At 61.9% G+C, this 20,020-nt stretch carries 28 protein-coding genes; 17 read left to right on the forward strand and 11 right to left on the reverse strand.

Annotation, left to right across the window (positions count from 1 at the left end):
- The first annotated feature begins 142 nt into the window (after positions 1-142).
- Complete coding sequence (locus AC1DW2_RS13345; protein ID WP_035716814.1) at positions 143-1,177, forward strand: IS110 family RNA-guided transposase; 1,035 nt, start codon at positions 143-145, stop codon at positions 1,175-1,177.
- 250 nt (positions 1,178-1,427) lie between these two features.
- Here the strand turns inward: AC1DW2_RS13345 and AC1DW2_RS13350 are convergent, their stop codons facing one another.
- Together AC1DW2_RS13350 and AC1DW2_RS13355 are read right to left on the reverse strand one after the other, a co-directional pair.
- Positions 1,428-2,036 carry a hypothetical protein gene (locus AC1DW2_RS13350; RefSeq protein ID WP_477006271.1) on the reverse strand — a complete coding sequence of 203 codons (609 nt, stop codon included), beginning with the start codon at positions 2,034-2,036 and terminating at the stop codon, positions 1,428-1,430.
- Complete coding sequence (locus AC1DW2_RS13355) at positions 2,029-2,835, reverse strand: ParB/Srx family N-terminal domain-containing protein (protein WP_477006272.1); 807 nt, start codon at positions 2,833-2,835, stop codon at positions 2,029-2,031. Before AC1DW2_RS13355 ends, AC1DW2_RS13350 begins: the two co-directional genes overlap by 8 nt.
- Positions 2,836-3,016: 181 nt before the next feature.
- On the opposite strand from AC1DW2_RS13355, the gene AC1DW2_RS13360 reads away from it, so the two are divergent.
- Positions 3,017-4,204, forward strand: a complete 1,188-nt coding sequence (locus AC1DW2_RS13360) for an OpgC domain-containing protein (protein WP_477006273.1) — start codon at positions 3,017-3,019, stop codon at positions 4,202-4,204.
- An 848-nt stretch (positions 4,205-5,052) separates the two neighbouring features.
- Here the strand turns inward: AC1DW2_RS13360 and AC1DW2_RS13365 are convergent.
- The 5 genes from AC1DW2_RS13365 to AC1DW2_RS13385 form a co-directional block, all read right to left on the reverse strand.
- Positions 5,053-5,328, reverse strand: coding sequence for a hypothetical protein (locus tag AC1DW2_RS13365; RefSeq protein ID WP_063982599.1), 276 nt, complete (start codon positions 5,326-5,328; stop codon positions 5,053-5,055).
- 81 nt (positions 5,329-5,409) lie between these two features.
- Positions 5,410-5,703, reverse strand: a complete 294-nt coding sequence (locus tag AC1DW2_RS13370) for a hypothetical protein (RefSeq protein WP_063982600.1) — start codon at positions 5,701-5,703, stop codon at positions 5,410-5,412.
- Between the two features lie 167 nt (positions 5,704-5,870).
- A complete protein-coding gene (locus AC1DW2_RS13375) occupies positions 5,871-6,122 on the reverse strand; it encodes a hypothetical protein (RefSeq protein WP_477006274.1) in 252 nt (83 codons plus the stop codon).
- 3 nt (positions 6,123-6,125) lie between these two features.
- Positions 6,126-6,716, reverse strand: a complete 591-nt coding sequence (locus tag AC1DW2_RS13380) for a hypothetical protein (protein WP_477006275.1) — start codon at positions 6,714-6,716, stop codon at positions 6,126-6,128.
- Entirely contained in the window at positions 6,703-7,014 is a 312-nt protein-coding gene (locus AC1DW2_RS13385) for a hypothetical protein (protein ID WP_477006276.1), read from the reverse strand. The genes AC1DW2_RS13380 and AC1DW2_RS13385 overlap by 14 nt, the downstream gene beginning before the upstream one ends.
- A gap of 923 nt (positions 7,015-7,937) precedes the next feature.
- Between AC1DW2_RS13385 and AC1DW2_RS13390 the strand changes: the two genes are divergently transcribed.
- Complete coding sequence (locus AC1DW2_RS13390) at positions 7,938-8,177, forward strand: hypothetical protein (protein WP_441267955.1); 240 nt, start codon at positions 7,938-7,940, stop codon at positions 8,175-8,177.
- 145 nt (positions 8,178-8,322) lie between these two features.
- Here AC1DW2_RS13390 and AC1DW2_RS13395 read toward each other — a convergent pair whose 3' ends face one another.
- The 4 genes from AC1DW2_RS13395 to AC1DW2_RS13410 all read right to left on the reverse strand — a co-directional run bounded on the left by AC1DW2_RS13395 (position 8,323) and on the right by AC1DW2_RS13410 (position 12,075).
- On the reverse strand, positions 8,323-8,541 hold the full coding sequence (locus tag AC1DW2_RS13395) for a hypothetical protein (RefSeq protein WP_441267956.1): 219 nt from the start codon (positions 8,539-8,541) through the stop codon (positions 8,323-8,325).
- Between the two features lie 549 nt (positions 8,542-9,090).
- Positions 9,091-11,166, reverse strand: a complete 2,076-nt coding sequence (locus AC1DW2_RS13400; protein WP_477006371.1) for an AAA family ATPase — start codon at positions 11,164-11,166, stop codon at positions 9,091-9,093.
- Positions 11,167-11,168: 2 nt separating this feature from the next.
- Positions 11,169-11,699 carry a hypothetical protein gene (locus tag AC1DW2_RS13405; protein ID WP_477006277.1) on the reverse strand — a complete coding sequence of 177 codons (531 nt, stop codon included), beginning with the start codon at positions 11,697-11,699 and terminating at the stop codon, positions 11,169-11,171.
- Between the two features lie 4 nt (positions 11,700-11,703).
- Positions 11,704-12,075, reverse strand: coding sequence for a hypothetical protein (locus AC1DW2_RS13410; RefSeq protein WP_477006278.1), 372 nt, complete (start codon positions 12,073-12,075; stop codon positions 11,704-11,706).
- Positions 12,076-12,613: 538 nt separating this feature from the next.
- Between AC1DW2_RS13410 and AC1DW2_RS13415 the strand changes: the two genes are divergently transcribed.
- From AC1DW2_RS13415 to AC1DW2_RS13480, 14 genes are all read left to right on the forward strand, one after another.
- A complete protein-coding gene (locus tag AC1DW2_RS13415; protein ID WP_477006279.1) occupies positions 12,614-12,805 on the forward strand; it encodes a hypothetical protein in 192 nt (63 codons plus the stop codon).
- A 23-nt stretch (positions 12,806-12,828) separates the two neighbouring features.
- A complete protein-coding gene (locus AC1DW2_RS13420; protein ID WP_477006280.1) occupies positions 12,829-13,053 on the forward strand; it encodes a hypothetical protein in 225 nt (74 codons plus the stop codon).
- Positions 13,050-13,256, forward strand: coding sequence for a hypothetical protein (locus AC1DW2_RS13425; protein WP_477006281.1), 207 nt, complete (start codon positions 13,050-13,052; stop codon positions 13,254-13,256). The genes AC1DW2_RS13420 and AC1DW2_RS13425 overlap by 4 nt, the downstream gene beginning before the upstream one ends.
- Positions 13,253-14,185, forward strand: a complete 933-nt coding sequence (locus tag AC1DW2_RS13430) for a PD-(D/E)XK nuclease-like domain-containing protein (RefSeq protein WP_477006282.1) — start codon at positions 13,253-13,255, stop codon at positions 14,183-14,185. Before AC1DW2_RS13425 ends, AC1DW2_RS13430 begins: the two co-directional genes overlap by 4 nt.
- Positions 14,182-14,475: a hypothetical protein gene (locus AC1DW2_RS13435; RefSeq protein WP_477006283.1), complete on the forward strand. Its 294-nt coding sequence runs from the start codon at positions 14,182-14,184 to the stop codon at positions 14,473-14,475. The genes AC1DW2_RS13430 and AC1DW2_RS13435 overlap by 4 nt, the downstream gene beginning before the upstream one ends.
- A gap of 1 nt (position 14,476) precedes the next feature.
- Positions 14,477-15,406, forward strand: a complete 930-nt coding sequence (locus AC1DW2_RS13440; RefSeq protein ID WP_477006284.1) for a hypothetical protein — start codon at positions 14,477-14,479, stop codon at positions 15,404-15,406.
- Positions 15,406-15,588 (forward strand): hypothetical protein, encoded by a 183-nt coding sequence (locus tag AC1DW2_RS13445; RefSeq protein WP_477006285.1) that lies wholly within the window; start codon positions 15,406-15,408, stop codon positions 15,586-15,588. Before AC1DW2_RS13440 ends, AC1DW2_RS13445 begins: the two co-directional genes overlap by 1 nt.
- On the forward strand, positions 15,588-15,743 hold the full coding sequence (locus AC1DW2_RS13450; RefSeq protein ID WP_477006286.1) for a hypothetical protein: 156 nt from the start codon (positions 15,588-15,590) through the stop codon (positions 15,741-15,743). The genes AC1DW2_RS13445 and AC1DW2_RS13450 overlap by 1 nt, the downstream gene beginning before the upstream one ends.
- An 11-nt stretch (positions 15,744-15,754) precedes the next feature.
- The gene (locus tag AC1DW2_RS13455; protein WP_477006287.1) at positions 15,755-16,009 is read left to right on the forward strand and encodes a hypothetical protein; all 255 of its coding nucleotides are present in this window, start codon (positions 15,755-15,757) and stop codon (positions 16,007-16,009) included.
- 14 nt (positions 16,010-16,023) lie between these two features.
- Entirely contained in the window at positions 16,024-16,365 is a 342-nt protein-coding gene (locus AC1DW2_RS13460; RefSeq protein WP_477006288.1) for a hypothetical protein, read from the forward strand.
- Entirely contained in the window at positions 16,349-16,780 is a 432-nt protein-coding gene (locus tag AC1DW2_RS13465) for a hypothetical protein (protein ID WP_477006289.1), read from the forward strand. The genes AC1DW2_RS13460 and AC1DW2_RS13465 overlap by 17 nt, the downstream gene beginning before the upstream one ends.
- A 489-nt stretch (positions 16,781-17,269) precedes the next feature.
- Complete coding sequence (locus AC1DW2_RS13470; protein ID WP_477006290.1) at positions 17,270-19,060, forward strand: recombinase family protein; 1,791 nt, start codon at positions 17,270-17,272, stop codon at positions 19,058-19,060.
- Positions 18,997-19,359, forward strand: coding sequence for a YbgC/FadM family acyl-CoA thioesterase (locus AC1DW2_RS13475; RefSeq protein WP_477006372.1), 363 nt, complete (start codon positions 18,997-18,999; stop codon positions 19,357-19,359). The genes AC1DW2_RS13470 and AC1DW2_RS13475 overlap by 64 nt, the downstream gene beginning before the upstream one ends.
- 93 nt (positions 19,360-19,452) lie before the next feature.
- On the forward strand, positions 19,453-19,920 hold the full coding sequence (locus tag AC1DW2_RS13480) for a nuclear transport factor 2 family protein (protein ID WP_063981040.1): 468 nt from the start codon (positions 19,453-19,455) through the stop codon (positions 19,918-19,920).
- Positions 19,921-20,020 lie beyond the last annotated feature (100 nt).

Raw genomic sequence — 20,020 nt, forward strand, 5'->3', positions numbered from 1 at the left:
TAGATGCGGTAATGGGCCCGGTAGATGCGGTAATGGGCCCGGCTCCGGAGCAAGGGGTCATGATGGTGGCTGTCCCCCGATAGATGATGAAACGGGGTCACGACTTGAGTCGGCCCCAAGCATCTGGAGACGGAGGACAGCCGTGGAGAATTATGCCGGAATCGACGTGTCATTGGAACTGTCGAGCGTGTGTGTTGTGGACGCCCAGGGTAAGATCCTGAAGGAAGCGAAGGTCGCAAGCGAACCCGACGCCTTAGTTGAGTTTTTTGAGACGCTCGGCTTTGCAGTGAAGCGGATCGGGCTGGAGGCTGGGCCGCTGTCGCAATGGCTGCATGCAGGCCTGAAAGGTGCAGGATTTGAAACAGTTCTGCTGGAAACGCGGCACGTGAAGGCCGCATTATCTGCAATGACGGTCAAGACGGATCGCAAGGATGCCCGCGGGATCGCCCAGTTGATCCGGATGGGATGGTTTCGGCAGGTACACGCAAAGTCGGTTGATGCGCAAGAGATCCGGGCACTCCTGATCGCACGCAAACAGCTTCTCGGGCGGCTGATCGATGTAGAATTAAGTATCCGAGGGATTTTGCGCGGCTTCGGTCTGAAGGTCGGCCCGGTGACGCGAAGGAATTTCGAAGCGCGGATTCGAGAGTTGGTTGCAGGCCAGGCGACATTGGAGCGCATTGCTGGTGCGATGCTTTCGGCACGATCGGCCCTGAAGGCAGAATACGGAAGACTACACAAGGCTGTGCTGGCAATTGTGCGTGATGATGCAGTCTGCCGCCAGCTTATGACAGTACCAGGCGTTGGTCCCCTGGTGGCCATCACCTACAAATCGGCGATTGATGATCCTCATCGCATTGTAAAGTCAAAGGCAGCAGGCGCGCTGTTCGGGCTCACGCCAAAGAAATATCAATCGGGAGAAAAGGACGTCACGGGCGGAATCACGCTGGCCGGCGATGAGACGGTGCGGACGGCCTTGTATGAAGCCGCCAACGTTCTGCTATCGCGCATCACGCGGTTCTCAAAACTCAAACGCTGGGGGATGGACGTCGCCAAGCGGAGAGGCTCGAAGCGCGCAAAGGTCGCCTTGGCACGCAAGCTCGCAGTGATCCTGCATCGGATCTGGGTCGATGGCACGACTTACCGATGGGCCGAAGCGGGCTCAATCGCAGCATAGAAGACGTGGAGGAGATCAAGAACGCAACCGGGATGAACTGAAGCCCGGTGCCCGAAGTCCCGTCGCCGGGACGGTGGATGCGGTGAAGCCGTTACACGCCCAGTGGCCGTCGTCCGACGAACCACGCGTATCTAGATAGGCTCACCGCTCCCTCTGACAGCATGATGTGGCGGCCAGGCGTCGACCACGAACAGAAGCATGAGCTCGGCGGCGTGGCGTTCACTCGGGAGGCTTGACATCATCGGGCCCATTACAGAAGGGCGTGTATCCAGAGCCTGGGATATTTGCGCCGCCGCTCCCAGGCGGTGGCGATCAAGCGCCGCCGGGTCTCCATGTCTGCCTGCACGACGTTGCCGAAGCAGATGCGATCGTACCGCTCGGCCAGATAGTCGAAGTAATCCCATCCGTCATTGAAGGGGTGATAGACCGGGACCGGGCGCAGGCCCATCTCTTCGAGCTTGGTCCGCGTTTTGATTTTATTGTCGCGCCCGCCCTGGTCGATCTCGATATAGCCCCAGACCCGATCGCCGATGCGGCGAGCAATCGCGACGTACCGGTCGAACAGGTCGGTGAAGTCGTCGATGTCGTCCGGCGCGAGCGACAATGCGCGGTCCATCGACATGCGGTGCGCGTGCGCGTGCTTGGTGGCGAGATTGTAGACGCCGCTGTCGATGAAGATATCGGTCCCGGCGGCGATGAAGGTATCGAGCATGCCGAAATGCTCGTCGGTGTGGATCTCATTGACGGCGACCAGCAGGTGCCTGTTGACGGTGTATGCATGGGCGAGCGTCTTGGGCTCGCTGGCGATGAAATAGATGGGCCACGCTTCCGGGTCCCAATTGCCGCCGGTTCTAATCATTGGTGATCCTGACGACGGAGCCTGTGCCGTGGATGTCCTCGTACCGGTCGAGGATGTGGCCAGCGGTGTACTGGTCCGGCTGCACCAGCAACAGATCGTACTTGTCGGCCTTCTCGCCGAAGGCGACGAACGGCCCAGGATACGGGCAAAAGATGGTGGTGCCGGTCAGCAATGGTTTCCAGCGCTCCCATTCGACCATGACGCCGCAGCACAAGAGGTGATGACGACGGCCCAGGCGGTAATGGTCACCGCGCTCGATGGCGTGGCGGGGATCGGCGATGGTGATCTCAAGCCGGGCGAGAAGGTCGCCCCGATTGTCGATCGTGCCCTGCAGCGGGTCGACCAATTGCTCGTCGTGAAACTGCCGGGCGGCGAGCATGCTGCCCAAATCCTTGTCGGAGAAGCCCAGGCGGTCGATCGGCATGTCGGTGAGCCGCAACGCCTCGACCTCCAGCTTCACAAGGTCGAGGTTCCACGTCGCCAGCTCGGGCAAGCGGTTATCGACCAGCGCGTATGCGCGGATCATGGCGTCGGTCCAGCCGCGTGCAACGATGACCGGCACCTCAAGCAAGCCCAGATGTTTCGCTGCGTCGAGCCTGCCGTGCCCTGCGATGATGGTGTCGTCCTCGGTGACGAGCAGCGGGACTGTGAAGCCGAATTGCGAGATCGACGCGGCGATCTGCTCGATCTGTGCGTCAGAGTGCAGCCGCGCATTGCGAGGCGATGGGATCGGCTCGTTGACCCGGCGTGTTTCGATCGTCCAGGCGGGGCCGGGAGCAGTTTTGACGCGCTCATCCATCAATTCTTGCCCTGTTTCAGCGGAACGAAACCCCAAAAATCAAAATCGAAATTTGCGGGCGCGGCGGCATCTTTGATCTGCATCAATGTAGGATCGAAGAATGAGCCTGCACAATCGGAGTTAGGAAGTAGGTGTCGGTTTTCTTGGCCTTGTTTTGCCTACGCAGCGAACGGTTTGGAGCATGCACGAGAACCTTGGCGAGGCTCGCACCGTTGTTCTAGCAGGTCCCGCTAAACGTGACCTGCGGCTTGATCTATTGCGAGGCATCGGTCAGTGGATGGTCTTCCTAGACCATATTCCGTACAACTTCCTGAACTGGTTCACCCTTCGCAACTACGGCTTCAGTGACGCAGCCGAAATATTTGTGTTCATTTCCGGCTATTCGATCGGATTTTCCTACGGACCAGCGGTCAAAGCCGACCAGCTTCTCGCTGCGGCCAAGCGCCTTTGGACGCGTGCATCGCAACTCTACGTTGCCCATATTTTCTTATGTTTGCTTCTCATAGCTCAGATTGCTCGCACCGCAGCTCGGTTTGACAACCCGATGTACAAGGACGAGTTCAATGTCGCGCAGTTTCTCGACCGTACCGATATAATGATCGGGCAGGCCCTTTTGCTCAAGTATAAGCCAGTCAACCTCGATGTCCTGCCCCTCTACATCGTGCTGGTGCTTGCGGCGCCAGCGGTACTGTGGGGCCTGCTGCGTCGGCCGAACTGGACGCTGCTCTGCTCTGCGGTTCTCTACTTCGCAGCTCGACATTTCGATTGGAATTTGCCTTCGTTTCCGGGCGGCAAGTGGTACTTCAATCCTTTCGCCTGGCAGTTCTTGTTCGTCGTCGGCATTTGGTGTGGCTTTGGTGGCGGTCCCACCGTAAGGACAGCAGCATTGTCCCGCCCGGCCGTCACGGTCGTCGCAGTGGCATGGCTCGTCTTTGCGTTCCTGATCGTGATGACGTGGCACGTGCCAACGTTGGAGCGATTTGTGCCGCAGGCGCTAATTCACGCGATTTATCCCATCGACAAAACCAATCTCGATCCGCTGCGTCTCACGCATTTCTTCGCACTGATGGTCGTACTGCTGCATGTTCTCCCGCCGGATGTGCCGGGGCTCACCTCAAAATGGCTGCGCCCGTTGATCCTGTGTGGTCAACGTTCGTTGCCCGTGTTCTGCTCGGGCGTTTTGCTGTCGTTTGCTGCTCACTGGATCCTAGTGCAGGTTGCAGGCGGCATCGTCGCCCAGATGCTCGTCAGCGTCTTAGGTATCGTTCTCCTGGTGGGCATTGCTTGGGTCGCTACATTGTACCGCAGCCTTCCGACCCTGTTTGGGTCCGAAACGCGTGTGATCCGGATCGGAAAAGACGTTCCGTAGACCCAAGGTGGCTCGCGGACCAGACGAACGCGGGCGGAAGCGTTCCTACAGCCCGGTCCCGCGATCGGCATAGTCCGCCCTCAAAGGCAATTGTTTCAGCAGCAAGGCAATATCGGCATCCGAAATCGTTAAGCGAGCCGGATCGATCGCGACCAGCCCCCCGTCACCGACAAGGTGCTGGCGACCATCAGACCAGCGTCCGTCGAGAAGGCCGCAAAGGGTTTCGAGAACGCTGGCGCTCGACGTGGTGATGGCGCGATGACGTGATGCCGTCCTAATCTGATGGCAAAATCCCGTTTCGTTTTAATTTTCATGAATGAGCAATTTTGACCATTAGCTCGCGTTGTTTTGCGGAACAGTATCTCCATCACCGCTCTATTCTCGGCATCCATCGGTGACGGAGACCCGCCCGATTTTGGGAGGTTTATGGGAGGTGCCCACGCCGGTTTTCCCCAACCTCCCGAGGAGTGATCGCAATGACACCAGATGAACCAACGGTAGAGGAAGTTGTGAAGGCACCAGAGGCAGCTCCGGCTGTGGAGACAGCTCCTACGGAGGCTCCGGCTGTGGAGGCTCCGGCGGATGCACCGGCTGCGGTTGAAGCACCGAAGGCAGAGTAGTGATGGTTACGGCCCCCGGCGAAGGGGGTCCTTTGCCGGGGTGGTAGTTTGAAGTCCACAAATGAGCACCACACCTCGTTTGCCGGGTCGCGCGATCTTGTCGCCATCGGCATCGCCGCCCTCAAAGGCAATTGTTTCAGCAGCAAGGCAATATCGGCATCCGAAATCGTTAAGCGAGCCGGATCGATCGCGACCAGCGCCCCGTCACCGACGAGGTGCTGGCGATCATCAGACCAGCGTCGGTCGAGAGGACCGCAAAGGGTTTCGAGAACGCTGGCGCTCGACGTGCTGATGGCGCGATGCCGTGATGCCGCGCCTGTCATTGCCCTGCTCGCCGACAGCGTCCTTAGCATCGCAAATCGCTTCCGGGACCTCATGCCTTTCAGGCGAGATCAGAAGTTGCTTCCGCATTTCGACGAGGCGGGCACGGCAGTATTCGCGGTAGAGGAAGTCGAATATGGCGGACATGATCCAACCCTCGTTGTTCGAGTTGATCTGCACCATTAGTTTCAAGGTATCATTTATCTTTGGGTCCAGGATGTGAACTAGATCACAACTCTTCCCTCTTAAGTTTGCCTGCGGCTTCTAGCCGCCATTGGCCTCGTCCCTGTCCGGCTCGGCGGCAGCTTCGCTGCCCGGTGCATTGCGCGCCGTCCTCAGAAGGTGGGCAATATCGGCGTCCGAAATCGTGAAGCGGGCCAGATCGATCGGAGGGGAGAGCGGCGAGGTCCTGACCCGTCGCAGGAGCCAAGCTCGAAACTCCAGCCTGTCGAGCCGCAGCGCCGCCTTCAGGCCCGCTTGGAAAAACCGCTCGCGCTGCGCCGGATTGAGCCTCGACCAGCCCTGCATTGTGGCCTCAAACAGATCAATGCGCCGCATCTGGCGTGCCTTTTGAAAAGCAGATGCGGCAAACAAACATCGAAAAACGAAAAACGCAAATATGCAGGGTTTGTGCGGTCGCGCGGTCCCCGCGTTTAGCCCTGGCCCCCGAGGGACCCGAAAATCGAATAGGGCGGCCCGTGGTGCGGGTTTGGGTTCTGGGCATCTCACTGCATCTCATCACGTTTGCCCGCTCCCCGACCGGCCCGCCGCGTTGCCATTGCCCTGCGCACCTTCAACATGCCTCGCTTGGTGCCGACGTAGCGAACAGCATCGGCATCCGGCACGCGGTGCTTGCGCTTCTGGTTCTGCTTCTGCTTGGCCTCTATCCGCCTTTCATCGGCGCACGGTGCGCAATAGCGCCTTGTGCCGTTGACGCCAGCGCCGCACCGTGCACATGCCCTGATGAGGTGCGCCACGTTTCAACGCCTCCGCGTGGCCATCGCCTTCGCTATAGCGAGCGGGATGGTCCTCTCCAATTCGCGCGACATCGACGCGGCGAAGTCCTCATAGAACGGGACGCGCTTCGGTATCGTGGTCTGATGCTTCAGAACATAGAGAAGGCGCAGGCGGCCCTTCTTGTCCTTCGCATACAGCACGTCGCCCTTGCGGACGGCGGTCGGCATGTTCTTCGGACGCAATCGTGCGGGCACGCCACGCGAGGTCTTCGGCACGTTGCTGGCTGGCACGGCGAGGTTCGAGCCGCCATGCGGCGACCGGGTGCCGCCTTTGGCCTGTATCTGCAGGTTACCGCGATCCAGCTTGTCGTATATCTCGACCGACAGCGACTGCTTGCGCGCCCGTGCATCCCGTGTGGTCAGCGATGCCGCGATGAAGGACGCATTGCGCTGCTTGACGTGAGCTGGCCACGTGCTCTTGATCAGCAGGTTCCGGGTGACGTCGGCGGAGCGGTTCATCGCCAGGGCAAGGGCATAGGGCACCTGATCTGCCGCCGCGCCGATCCGAAGTGCCGCCTGTTCCAGCTCCTTGAAGTCCATTTCAATTTTGAACATGCGGCAAGACCCTCTTGCTGATCTTGATGCGCAGCAGATCACCGCTCTCGATCGCGGGCTTGTCCTTGCCGATCCACAGCGCGAGCCCGAGGCGCTTGATCACCAGCCACCAGCCCAGTGAGACCAGCTCATAATCCATCTGGCTCTCGACCCTGGCGCTGCCGACCTTGTTGGCGTCATAGGCACGGCGAAACCGCTCCTCGACGTTGGTGGCGACCTCTTCGAATTCGAACTCGCTCAGTGCATCGGCGGTCTCGGGGCCGTACTCGATCCCGGTGGCGTCGTTTATGTCATGCATGGCCATCCCCTCCATTAATCAGCCCAGCTTGCAGCCGCCCCTGAAACGGCAAAGGGGCGGCGCCGTGCGGCACCACCCCTTCCGATCAGCGCCACAAAGCCTGGAGCAAGCACACATGGCGACGCGTCGATGGAAGGACCATAGCTCATCGCTGCGCGCTCCACCACGAATTGGCGCCAGCTTTTGGGAATGAGAGCGGTCATTTCAGCACCTGCCCAGTTGCCGCTCGATCTTGTCGGCGAGGTCGATCAGGATCAGCCGATCATGCGGGCTGCGCGGTGCACTGGTCCGCGCCGCAAGCGGCTACTTCATCTGCTGCGCCCAGTGTTCCGACGCTGGCTTCAGCGACTTGCCATAGCTGCTTCGGCCAAGAGCCGAACCGACACGTTGTCGGGCGCGAGCACGGCATAGTCGGTCAGCACCTTGGCGTCGGCATATGGATCGATGATGAACACGTCAGTCGTCGCAGTGCCCAGCGCCTTGCCAATCGCCGTGACCGCTGGCGCGGCGACGCGTGTTGCCTGTCGCGCTTGTGTTCAGGTTTGAACCGACCCAGCCATCTGTCCGCTGTAAGGTGAGGTAGCGCGGAAGTCTTAGAACGGATCGCAATAACAGATCGCCGCGATACTGAGGCTCATTCTGCCGCCGTGCAGTATTTGACTTGGGCGCTCGAGGAAATCGAAAAATCGGGCGATCAGAACGCTGCCCGCCATGCCCGCATGGGGTTGAAAGCGCTGCAGGACACCAAACGATCAGCCGATAAGACGCGCGAGCCCGCGACCGTTGTCCCGCTCCGTCACGGTGCCGATGGTGCCGACGCGACTGCCTCAGAGCGGCGTCGCCGCTGACCTGCGGCCTGACCGCGTCATTATTTGGCGTTTCAGTGCCTGCCTGCTATTTTTAGCGCAAAGCATGGAGTTCCAATGAGCATTGTAAAGCGTCATCTAGCCGAACACGAAGTGCGCCTAGTTCTAATCGAGGAAATATGTATTGATAAAGGGGCGCTTGTCTTAGACCCTGCCACCGGCGACGTTTACTTTTCTGCCGACGATGTTGCTTATAAGTCCGCTTACGTGGCCGTGTTTCAGGCTTGGGAGAAGGGCACGATCAAGGGTACCGCCGAGCAGATATTCGACGCCACGAAATCCGTCCTTGAGGACTAGATATGCCGCGAGGCCCTAAAGGCGAGAAGCGCCCCGCCGGCGCCATCGGCAACTGCCCGCTTGTCCGAGTGCGCAGACAGCATGTTGTGCTCAAGTTCGGCTTGGACAAACATCTGCGCCCATTTAACGGCGTTCTGAGGCGGCGTTACTTCTTGTCCTGATCGGGATGAAACGAGGCCTTCTCAGCCAACATTTTCTCTGTTAGGTCGGCAAGCCCGTCGTGAACCATCTTGTCGTTGATCTGGAATGCAATCCGCCTGTAGCGGATAATTTTCGTGTCGATATCGTCGCACTTTTCACACATAGTTCCGCACCCTGCTTCGTTTGCGGCGGCAGCCGACCGCGCTACCTGTTCCAGAAACATGCGTATCCCGCAGAAGTGTTCCGGTCAGTCGGCCAACGGGAGTTAGGGCGGCCCTTCTAAACTCCTCAGGACACTTTTGAAGTGTTTTCCCTGTCGTCGCTCAGGAGGCCGCGCCGTAGCAATTCCCTAACAGCAGCCGCCTTACTCGGAAGGCGGTTTCGGAAACGAAAGTCTTCAATAGCGCGCTGCTCGTCATCTGACAGATGCACTTGAAGGCGGTATGTGCGCTCTTTCTGTCGAGTAGCCATACCGGGTAAAATGCCCGGCCGGTTATTTGGTTCGCAAGATCAAAAACAGACCACTGTGCCGTTTGTTGGGCGCGAACGCCCCCCAGGATCGTCGAATGGTGGACCCCAGCCTGGGTCCTTTGAAGGACGCGAATTCGTGGGGGGAAGCCGTCCTACAGCGGTCCGGCAGGGTCGAAGATCAGCCTCATGGTTTTGCCTCATTCCGTTAGGCGGCACCGTTACATCGCGTTACGCGCGCCTGTAAGTCATTGCTCTCTGTGTTTTTTCACTGCGTGCGCCTTGTTAGGAGCCTTCCGCATGATCAGCCTCCCATCCCGGCGACCGGCTTGCCCGTGGCCCACCAGAACTCTCCGTTGACGCCGATGACGCCCGCATCGCGCAGCCGGTCCCCGGCGCGCTTGAAGGCACCCCGGAAGCGATTGTCGGCGGCCTTCACGTCAGGGTCGCCATCGACAAACTTGCTGCGCATGAAGTCGCGGACGTAGGCGAAATTGACCACCTTGCCGATGCTGGCCGGGAGCGGGAAGGGCGGTGGCACGCCGTGCTCGGCCAGTGCGTCGTACAGGGCATGCATAAGCAGGCGCTGGTTGCTGGTGGCCTGATAGCCGCCGCGCTCCTCTTTGTTGCTGGCATCGAAGGCGACCGCTGCGCACGAGGTCTCCTCGTTGCCCCACTTGTTCCGGCCGACGCTGATCACGGGCAAGGTGAACTCCCAGCGGATGCCCGACTTTCCCTCGCGCTGCTTGCGGACGGTGGCTTGGTGGATGTTGCCGCCCATGGAGGTCCGCCTGTCGGCCACGATCTCGAATTCGATCGTGGTCTCAAAATCGGCGGTGAGCGACGAATGTCCGCGCGGGGTGGCCCCGCCCTTCGGCTTGTGGTGGACCAGGATCACGGCGCTGCCGAAGTGCTGCCGCAGCGTCACCAGCCGCTTGCGCACGATCGACACGTCTTGGCTGGCATTCTCGTTCATGCCGGGTGCCAAGGCGCTGAGGGTGTCGACCACGATCAGCACCAGCCGCTGCGAGTAGGTCTTGGCGACCGCCTCGATCTCGGCGATCAGTGCGGTGAGATCGTCGTCGGAGCTGAAGAAGTCCGGGCGCTTGGTGCAGAGATAGAAGGGGATCGGCTCCTTGCTGTAGGTCAGTTCGTGCTGGATGACGTAGGCGAGCTTTCTCTTGCTGAAGCCCTTGCCCGCCTCTGCCGCGACATAGACCACCAATCCGGGCTCGGTGTTCCTGCCGATGAAGGTGAGCCCGCGCGCCACCGCCATGGACATGTCGAAGGTGCCGAACGATTTGCCGCTGCCGCTGTCCCCGAAGATGAGGGTAATCTCGTCCAGAGGGACGATGTCCTCGATCAGCCAACCGTAGCCCGACGAATGGCCCAGGACCGCGATCTCTTCCCAGCGCATGCCGCCGAAGCGCGAGCGGAACGGCGTCGGTGACCAGTCCGGCGTCGCGTCGGCGAACGCGTGGAGCGTGTTGGGCGTGCCGCCAGCCTTGATCCAATCGGACACGTCGCCCTTGGAAGGCATGTGCGGCCAATGCCGGGCGAGATCGAGTACGCGCACCCTGGCGGCGGTGCCCGAAAGCGCCTTCGCGACCTCCTGGGCGTGATCCTGACCGGGCAGCACCGGTCTGCCATCCGGGTGCCAGCGCAGCGCGCCGTCGCCATTCGGCGGGTCGGGGTTCTTTGCCTGGGGGTCGTTGTCCTGAATGATGACCACGTCGGCGTCGTGGAAGAATGCCGTGAGGTGGTCGCCCCACTTGCCGACACCGCCGGGGTTCGTCGTGGCGATGGCGCCCTGCTTTGCAAGATTGTCGGCGTCCTTCTCGCCCTCAACCACGAACACGGTGTGGCCGTTGGCGATGGCCTCCATCAGCTCCGGCAACCGATACGGCACATGTCTGATGCCGCGCACGGCATAGACCCAGCCGTGCTTGATCTTGTCCGGTGGATCGTCGGGCTTCGGGCGGCGGCGCTGCCGGAACGTCTTCGGCTCAAACCGCACGACCTGAAACAGCAGCTCGTCGTTCTCGTCGGTGTAGCTGTAGTGCGCGACCTCTTTGCCGAGCTGCTGCGCGCCATGCGCGCCGTTCTGCTTTTCACGCTGCTCCAGATAGCCGTGCTCGCGCATCCACTGCATCGCCGCTTTATGATCGCGTCCCGTTTCACGTGAAATGAGATCGAGCACACCGCCGCCGGTCTTGCTCTCGTGGTCGTAGTAGCGTCCGGTCTCCACGTCGATCGAGAGTGAGCCGTGCTTGCCGTAGCGTCGATCGCCTTCGGATGAGAGCCGCACATTTGGTGCGCCCAGCAGCTCTTCCGCGATGGCTTCCATGTGGACCGCAAACGATGTCACCGGCTCGTGCATGTTCACGCCCGATACGCCTTCGCAAAGAGAGGGGTGGTGACGAGCGCGAGCTGCGGCCGGATGAGCGAGCACATGTAGTGCCAGGTTGCGAGTGCGTCCGCCTCGTTGTCGTCCTCGACTTCCCAGTCCATGGCGCGACACTGGCGCATGACCATCGACTTCGCCCTGTCGCGCTTCGGATTGCAGCCGATGAAGTGGAGCCGCACGTCGCGGGTGTCGGTCTTCCGGATGTCATAGAGGCCGCAGCGATAGGCGCAGGCGCCGATCACGGCGGGGAGCCCGTAGAGCAGCGTGGTCGTGTTGACGTTGCTTCTTCCGCGGCTGAACGATGTCGGCATCGGCGCTTCCCAAACCACGGTGCTCGGGCCGAAGTCAGCGAGCATGCTGTACATCCAGCCCCATGCATTGGAGAAGATTGCTTCGTGAGAGGCGCCCGGCTTGGCGAACAGGATCGAGCCGTGCGTTGGTTTTTGGCCCGGCTCGCCGACGGCCCAGCCAGTGCGAGATGCTAAGTCGAGGGCGAGCACGGGCATGGTGTCACGCCTGTGCTGCGGTCCTGCCTTCAGCGCGCGAGAGTGCCGCCTGACCCAGGGGCAGATCGCCGAAGTCGCCGAGCTTCTCGCTGAGCATCAGGTACTCGTCGCGGTCGTCGTCCTCGAAGTCGTCGGTGACGGCGTCGGCTTTGCGGCGCAGGCCGCGCTCCTTGATCTTGGCCTTCAGGAGCTTCTTGCGGATGCCGCGATCGGCGGCGTGATCGAACTGGTCGGCGCGGCGGTCGCGGATGACCTTGCAGCGCTTCATGTAGGCCATCTTCTCCTGGAGGAGCTCCGCGTCGATCTTCTCGATCGCAGCGACCGCGTCCTTGATGTTGTCGGCTGATGGGGTGTTTTCTGCGGCATCCTTTGCCATTCGGTATCTCCCGATATTTTTGCGCGCGAGCGGCGTCACGCGCTGGTGATGCGCGCGATCGTCATCTCTCGTAGTGATGATGGACAGCCGTCGCTGATGTTGCGCCACGCGCAAATCGAAAATCAAGCGCGAAAAAAAGTTAGGGCGAGTTTTAGCGTCGCCGATGTTACTCGCTGCGTCGCACGCGCTTAACGGTGTGCGTGATCGCTGCCCAGCCGTCGCCACATTCCGTTAGGCGACTTCCGTTACATCATTTATTTTTCTGGTTTTCGGAACGACGCCGACGCGACTGGCACGGTCTATGCAATCGCGTGTGCGCGCGCAGTAGTTTTAATAACTACTATCTGTTTTGTGGATACGGGAGCGCCTATGGCGCGACCTCCCGTGTATCTCCACGACAAACACTGATCGTTACGCGCCTCCGGCGCTCCGTTAGATCGCGTTACACGGGATTTATTTGCATGAGAGCGTCGCCGAGGCGACGCCCGCAAATTTTTAGGCGCGCTATCATCCTCGAATTGGAAGGGGACATCGCGTCATGTCTGACAAATCGATCGCTGCAATTGGCAGGGCTCTCGCCGCTGCGCTGCTGGCTGAAGCGCATTCGGCGCCCATGCTGGCCGAAGTCGCCAAGCTGAAAAAGACCGGCGAGATGGACGAGATCGGCGTGCTCGCCGTCGAGCTGATGGACGAGTACCGCACCGAAATTCTCGACACGTTGAGGGTCTGACGATGCGGGGCCAGCACGATGGGATGGTCGCCTACATCGCCGAGCGCGATGCAGCGGTCACCGCGGGGGTCGATGCCCTGATCGCTTTTTCCGCCAAGTACGGGCACCGCCCGTCGAACCGCGACGTGGCCTTGATCACGCTGCACAAGCTGCGCACCGCGATCCCGTCGCTGCCGCTGCCCGTGCGGCTGGCGTCGCACGAGTGGCTTTCCCGGCATGGGTTCGAGAGCTGGGGTTTTGATCCATGACCGATCGCGGCTTCTCGCATCCCGATCTGGGACACCGGATCGATATCGAGCAGCAGGGCAATCGCGTCGCCCTGGTGTTCACCTGCGGCACCGAGATGCGCGCCACCGAGCTGGCCGACGATCTGCTGCGGCAGCTTCGCGGCGGCGCGCTCAACATCACCGTGATGGGCAAGCCGACCAGCATCGTTGAGGACACCCAATGATCCAGAGCATTCGCTGGGACGGCAACGCGATCACGCAGCCGGGCCTCTACACGAAACTGCCGCTTCCCGCCTACCATCGCGGCGACATCTGCGACGGCCCGAGCGTGTCCTCGACCGTGTTGCGCAAGTTGTGGGACGGCAGTCCGGCACATGCCTGGGCGCACTGCGCGCTCAACCCCGCGCGGGTGGCGGAGGGCGACAGCGAGGCGTTCGTCCTGGGCCGGGCCGCCCATCACCTGCTGACCGCCGAGATCGGCTTCGCTGACCAGTTCGTGGTGCGGCCCGAGAGGCTCGACGGGAGGGCGTGGAACGGCCACCTGAAGGAATGCAGGAACTGGCTGGCCGCGAGGAAGCGCGAGGGCCTGACCGTCGTGACTGCCGCGCAGGTCGAGGCGATCAAGGGCATGGCCATCTCGCTTGGCTCCTTCCCCCTGGTGCAGGCGGGCGCGCTGAACGGGCTGATCGAGCGCAGCCTGATCTGGAAGGACAAGGAGACCGGGCTCTGGCTGAAGGCCCGGCCGGACGTGACGCCGAACGATAGCGGCGACTTCACCGACCTGAAGACCACCCCTTCGGTGCTGTACCGCGACCTGCAGTCCTCGGTCGCCACGTTCGGCTACCATCAGCAGGCCGCGCTTGTCCTTGAGGGCGCGATGGCGCTGGGCCTGGAGGCCAATTCCTTCACGCTGATCTGGGTCGAGAAATCGGCGCCGTTCTGCGTGCGCGCCCAGCAGCTCAAGGACGAGGACATCGCGCGCGGCATGAAGCAGAACCGCGCCGCGATGCGCACCTTCGCCGACTGCCTGTCTTCCGGCGTCTGGCCCGGTCCCGGTGATGATCGCGACGATGCCGAGTATGTCGATCTGCCCGACTGGAAGCGGACGCAGATCGATGAGCGGCTGAAATTCGAGCTGCGGGAGGCCGCATGAAAACGATCCCCGCCATTCGCGCGCGCCTGCATGAGCTGGCCGACCTCGTCGCCGATCCCGAGATCGCGGCCGAGCTCCATGTCCTGGCCGAAGAGACCAAGCGCAAGCCGTCGAAGCGCCCGCGCGTGAGGGCGCACAAGCCCAGGATGAGCCCGGCGGTCAGGGCCAGGATGCGCGCGTTCGCCGCCGATCCTGCGAACCGGCATCTCGGCCTGATGGAGATCGCGGTGATGTTCGGCACCGACCACGGGCGCGTGTCGGAAGCAATCAACGGCTACAGGGACAGGTGACATGAGCGATCAATCGTTCCCGGGCGACCGCCCGATGGATGGCGACCGGGTGACGCGGCGCGATCTGGCCGAGGGCAAGGTCGAGAAGGTGCTTTCCGACCGCACCTCTCACGTGCCAATCGCGGACTTCGGCTTCGACTTCACCAACGCGATGCAGATCGCGGAGGCGGCGAAGATCATGGCGACCGCAGGTCCGATGCTGCCGGAATGGCTGCGTGGCAACGTTGGCGGATGCTGGGGCATCATCGTCCGCGCGATCGAGCTGAACATCTCGCCGCTCACCCTGGCTAACTGGACCTATCTCGGCAAGGACGGCCGCGTCGCCTATGAGAGCCAGTTCTACCATGCCGTGATCGAGGCGAAGGCGCCGCTGAAGGAGCGGCTGCAGTACGAGATCATTGGCACTGGCGACGATCGCACGTGCCGCGTGTGGGGCGTCTTCAGGGGCGAGACCATCGTGCGCGAGATCACCAGCGAGCGGCTGGGCGACCTGCGGCCGGGGACGAATGAGCGCGGCCAGATCAAGGGCTCGCCGCTGTGGGTGCGCAAGCCCGATGTGCAGATGTTCTACGACACCTGTCGCGACTGGTGCCGCATCTTCTGCCCCGACATTCTCGGCGGCGTCTATGCGCGCGGCGAGGTCGAGGAGACCGAGGGCGTTGCCGAGCCGATGAAGGACGTGAGCCGCGACACCTCGCCGAAGCTGCGCGAGCGGTTGCGCGGCCCGACTGGCGAAGGCTTCGACAAGAGTTCGATCGAGGAGGCGATTGCAGCCGCGACGCCTGCCGATCCCAAGAGGTCCAGCAAGGGTGATGCCACTGGACCGGCGGAGGCTGCATCCCCCGCCGAGACCGCGCTGCCGTCGAACTGCCCCCCAGCCCCCGACGGCGGCGCGGTCGCCCTGGCATCTGCGGAAGCGGGAGACCGCTGATGATGCGGACAATGCCTTGCCCCTGCGGCAGCGGGCTCGACAGCGCGTGGCAGTACGACGCGCGCGGCATCGAGCTTTGCCGCACATGCCCGAAATGCCACCGCGAGAAGATGCGCCGCTACCGTCCCGACGTTCTGAGCGACCCGAGCTACGCCGCCGAAGAACCGATCGAGGGGGAGTGATGAGGGTGGAGCTGGAGCGCACCACAAGCGGCGGCCAGCGCAGTGTGCGCGCCGTCGCCAACGACATCGTCCGGCAGCCAGAGACCCTGCGCCAGTGGATCAAGATACTGCAGCTTGCCGAGCGCTGGCTGCGCGAAGGCAAACCACAACAGTGAGGAGGATAGCCATGACGACCAAAGACTTCCCGTTCACCGAAGTGGTGCAGCAGGCATCGAAGTACATCGAGGCCGGGCACACCGTGCACCAGAAATTCACCTGCCGCCGCTGCGGCTCGCGTCAGACTATGGGCGTGCCCAACAAGTTCTTCCTGGCCGGGAGGTGCGAGGAGTGCAACGCCGTCACCGACATCCAGGTGCGCGGCTGCAACTACGTGCTCATGACCGGGGTCAACAAGGGCTTTTTCGCCGAGACCATCCAGTGAAGGGGGATCGCCACATGGTTGAGATCATCGATACGTCCGGCATCGTGCCGATTTCGCCGCTGACGCCGCGCGCGCTGCGCCGTGCGATCGCCGAGGAGGTCGCGGCCGACTACGAGATCGACCCCGCTCTGATCGAGAGCGACAGCCGCTCGGAGGAGGTGGTCGAGGCCCGCGCCATCGTCGCGCGACGCCTGCATGCGCTTGGCATGTCGGAGCAGCGCGTCGCCGACGTGATGCACATCAAGCTCAGGAGGGCGCGGACCTACCTGGGCATGCTGGCGACGCGACGCCTCGGCCGGCTCGGCCATTTTTCAGCGATCGACAAACAGGAGACGAACGATGCAAGGAACTGCTGAGACACTTCCCGAGATGAGGCTCAATGGCGAGCCCGCGCCAATGCGCGGCGCACCGCGCGAGCTGTGGTCGATGCCCGAGAAGCCCGATGCTGTCCGGCACGATCCCCCCGAGCACATCGAGCCGCCCGGCTATGGCGACAGCTCGCGCGATGCGGTCAAGGCGATCGTCGTCGGCATGAGCGAGCAGAACGGCAAGGCGCTCGCCGCGCTCCGCGCCGAGCTGGATGAGATGGAGCAGCTCATGCTGATCAGCGCCGCGAAGATGCAGCACGAGATCGACGGGCATGCCTCGGTCTGCCGTTACGTTCACAACGAGACCGAGCGCCTGCATGGGCTCGTCGCCAAGATGCGGCAGCAGCAGAGCGAGATCGTGCACGTCACCGAAGGTGGCGAGCGCGCAAGGGCTTCGGCGTAAGGCTTCGACTCGAGCTGGCCGGGTGCCGAAGAAGGGCCAGACGCTGCCCAGCAGGCAGGTGGTGGCGGGACAGAAACAACGGCCTGCAGCCCAGTGACCGGCGGCAAACCGGGGCACGGGCAAAGGGGGCCACGGCGGCGAAATCTGGACGAGCCCGCTGCCGTGGCCCTTCTCATCCCCCCACAAGGACCGATTTGCAGCGCCGAGCGGGACAACCGCAACGGACGAGGTTGTAAAGGCATGAAAAGGTTGGGGATTTTAGTCGTCGTCCGGGTCGAAATTCCCGCGTAAATTGAGCGGAGAGCGATTTGCGAGCTAAAGGAAAGAAGCCCAGCGCGAAAATTAGACCGCTTGATCCATCCGATCTCCGGTCATGGGACCATCCGATCCACAAGGAAAAATGGATGGCCATCGCAGAAGCGATCGGGCGGCAAATTGCTCGCGATGAATGTGACGGCCGGATCGGGCCAATTATTGGAGACGTGAAAGATGGCGACGAAGGCGGCGGAGTATAAGACGGCAGCAATCTACGCTCGATATTCGAGCGTAATGCAGAAAGAGACTTCGATCGAAGGGCAGAAGCTGACAGGCGACAAGCTCGCCAAGCAAAACGGGTTGAGCATCGTTGCGGTGTTTTCCGATAGTGCACGCTCGGGGAAATCGGTTGCCGGTCGAGATGGCTATGCTGCGATGGTCGCCGCGATCAAGCGTAAGGAATTCGATGTCGTCATCACTGAGGACTTGAACCGCCTGTCGCGCGATGGCGTCGATCCCGGCATTCTCAAAAGGGCATGCAATTATTATCGCGTCGGGATTTTGACGCAGAAGGGATGGCAGAGCGACAAGGACATCGCCATCCATGGGCTGGTCTCGACGCTCGACAACGAGAGCCGTGCGATCAACGTCAAGCGCGGGCAAGAGCTGCTGCTCACCAAAGGGCTCGTTCCCGGTGCAGTGGCCTATGGCTATCGTTCCGTGCCCGGCAAGCCGGGTGTGCACGAGCCCGATCCGGTGACTTCAAAGATCGTGCAGCGCATCTTCTATGAGTACGGCGTTCTGGAGCGGTCGCCGCGTGACATAGCTGCTGACCTGACGCGTGAGGGAATTCCCACGCCAGCCAGCCATCGCGACAGCCGCTATGAGGGCTGCACGATCTGGAACCACCAAGCATTCGTCGGCGGGATGTACGCCAAGGGCATCCTCGGCAATCGGAAGTACATCGGCGAAATCGAATGGAATACTCACACGACGGAGGAGAACCCCGACACCCGCAGGAAGGTGAAACGTCCGGCACCGAAGGGGGAGCACACCGTGGTCGTGAAGCCGGAGATGCGCATCATCGATCAAGACCTCTGGGACGCAGCGCAGGCGGTGCGAACTGGTCGCGCGGTCAAAATGTTTGGGAAAGGTGGCCGGGTCGTTCGTCGCCCGGTCGTGCAGCGTGGCGACTGGCTCTTGTCTGGCATGCTGCGATGCGGGTCGTGCAATGGTCACATGCGCATTGCCCAGAAATCGCGTGACGGGACCGGGCGCGTTGCCTGCGCCGCTGCGCATCAGCATCGGACCTGCGAACACACCAAGACGTATGACATCGCCAAGCTGATGGCGGGCATAACTGATAGCTGGGAAGAAAATCTAGCGAGCGATGAAGCGATCAAGAGGGGAATGGCGGCTTGGCGCGGCAAAAGGAAATCAGGTGCGAAAACTGACAGCGAGCGCAAGTTGGTCGAGCGCAAGCTCAATGCCCTGAACCTTGACATCGACCGGCTCGTTGATGCGACGATGAAGATGGATAATCCGCCGGAGGCGTTCTTCAAAAAAATCAGCGCGAAAGAAGTGGAGCGCGCCTCGCTCGATGAGCGGCTGCATCAGTTGGGCGGCCCGTCATCATCGGAGAAGGGCGGCAAGGTGGTTCCGTTCGTGGCGGCTGATAGCCCGAAGTTTAGGGAAATCTTTCGGCAGAGAGTGATGCAGGTTCATCATTGGATGGTGACCGCCCCGGACGCGCCAGAGACCATGCATGAGGTGCGCAATCTGATCGACAGCATCGTGGTGCACCCCACGGGAAAGCGCATGCCCTATGAGTTCACGCCATATGTGAACGTGGCGGCGCTGGAAGGGTTGGGCCGGTTGCCCGCGAAGCGGTCGGTTGCCCAGATCGCCGCAGAGAACGGCCATCCCGCTGTACCTAAGTCGGCAAGCGAGGGTTTTCCGGCATCGTCTATCACGCCAATTATCTCCGCTACATGGAGCGCGGGCGCACCAATCATCTGCGGCTGATGGGCGCCGAGCAGCAGGCGCTGTTCGACCAGGTCGAAACGGAGGGCGCGGGCTTTGCCTTCGTGGTGCGCTCGATGCATCTGGACTTTCTGAAGCCCGCGCGGATGGACGACGTGCTCGACGTCGTGACGTGGCCGGTTGCGGTGAAGGGCGCCTCCATCATGCTGGCGCAGGAGGTGCGGCGGGCTGAGGACGTGCTGGTGAAAGCCGAGGTGCGCGTCGCCTTCATCAGCGGCGGCCGCGCTCAGCCGATCCCGAAATCGATCCGCGCCCTGATGAAGGCCGATCTGATTTCCTGATCGCCCGATAAGTGATCGGCCGATAGGTGATGGCCTATCGACTCCGCCAATTGCGGCGATAAATTGCGGCCCGGACCAACCGATGAGGCCACCATGTCGCGCCCGCCGCTTCCACCCTTCACCCGTGAGACCGCCGCGCAAAAGGCGCGCATGGCCGAGGACGCGTGGAATTCGCGCGATCCGGTGAAAGTCTCGCTCGCCTATACCGAGGACAGCCGCTGGCGCAATCGCTCGGAGGTGTTCCAGGGCCGGGAGGCCATCGTCGCGTTCCTCACCCGCAAATGGGAGAAGGAGCGGGAGTATCGCCTGATCAAGGACCTATGGGCCTTCGACGGCAATCACATCGCGGTGCGCTTCCAGTACGAATGGCATGACGCCAGCGGCCAGTGGTATCGCTCCTACGGCAACGAGCAGTGGGAGTTCGACGAGCACGGGCTGATGCGGCGCCGCGAGGCGTCGATCAACGATATCGCGATTGCCGAGAAGGACCGCCGGTTTCACTGGCCGGCGCCGGGACCGCGGCCGGCGGATGTGCCGGGGCTGGGGACGGATCCGTTCTGAGGTTTGCGGAGATAGTGCAGCGAGCTCGCTGCACCCTCTCCCCTTGTGGGCCTGTTGCGTAATTCGTCAATTGTGATTCCCTAGGGCAAAGCCTTGGAGG

It is taken from the genome of Bradyrhizobium sp. P3_C3, from assembly GCF_056402655.1.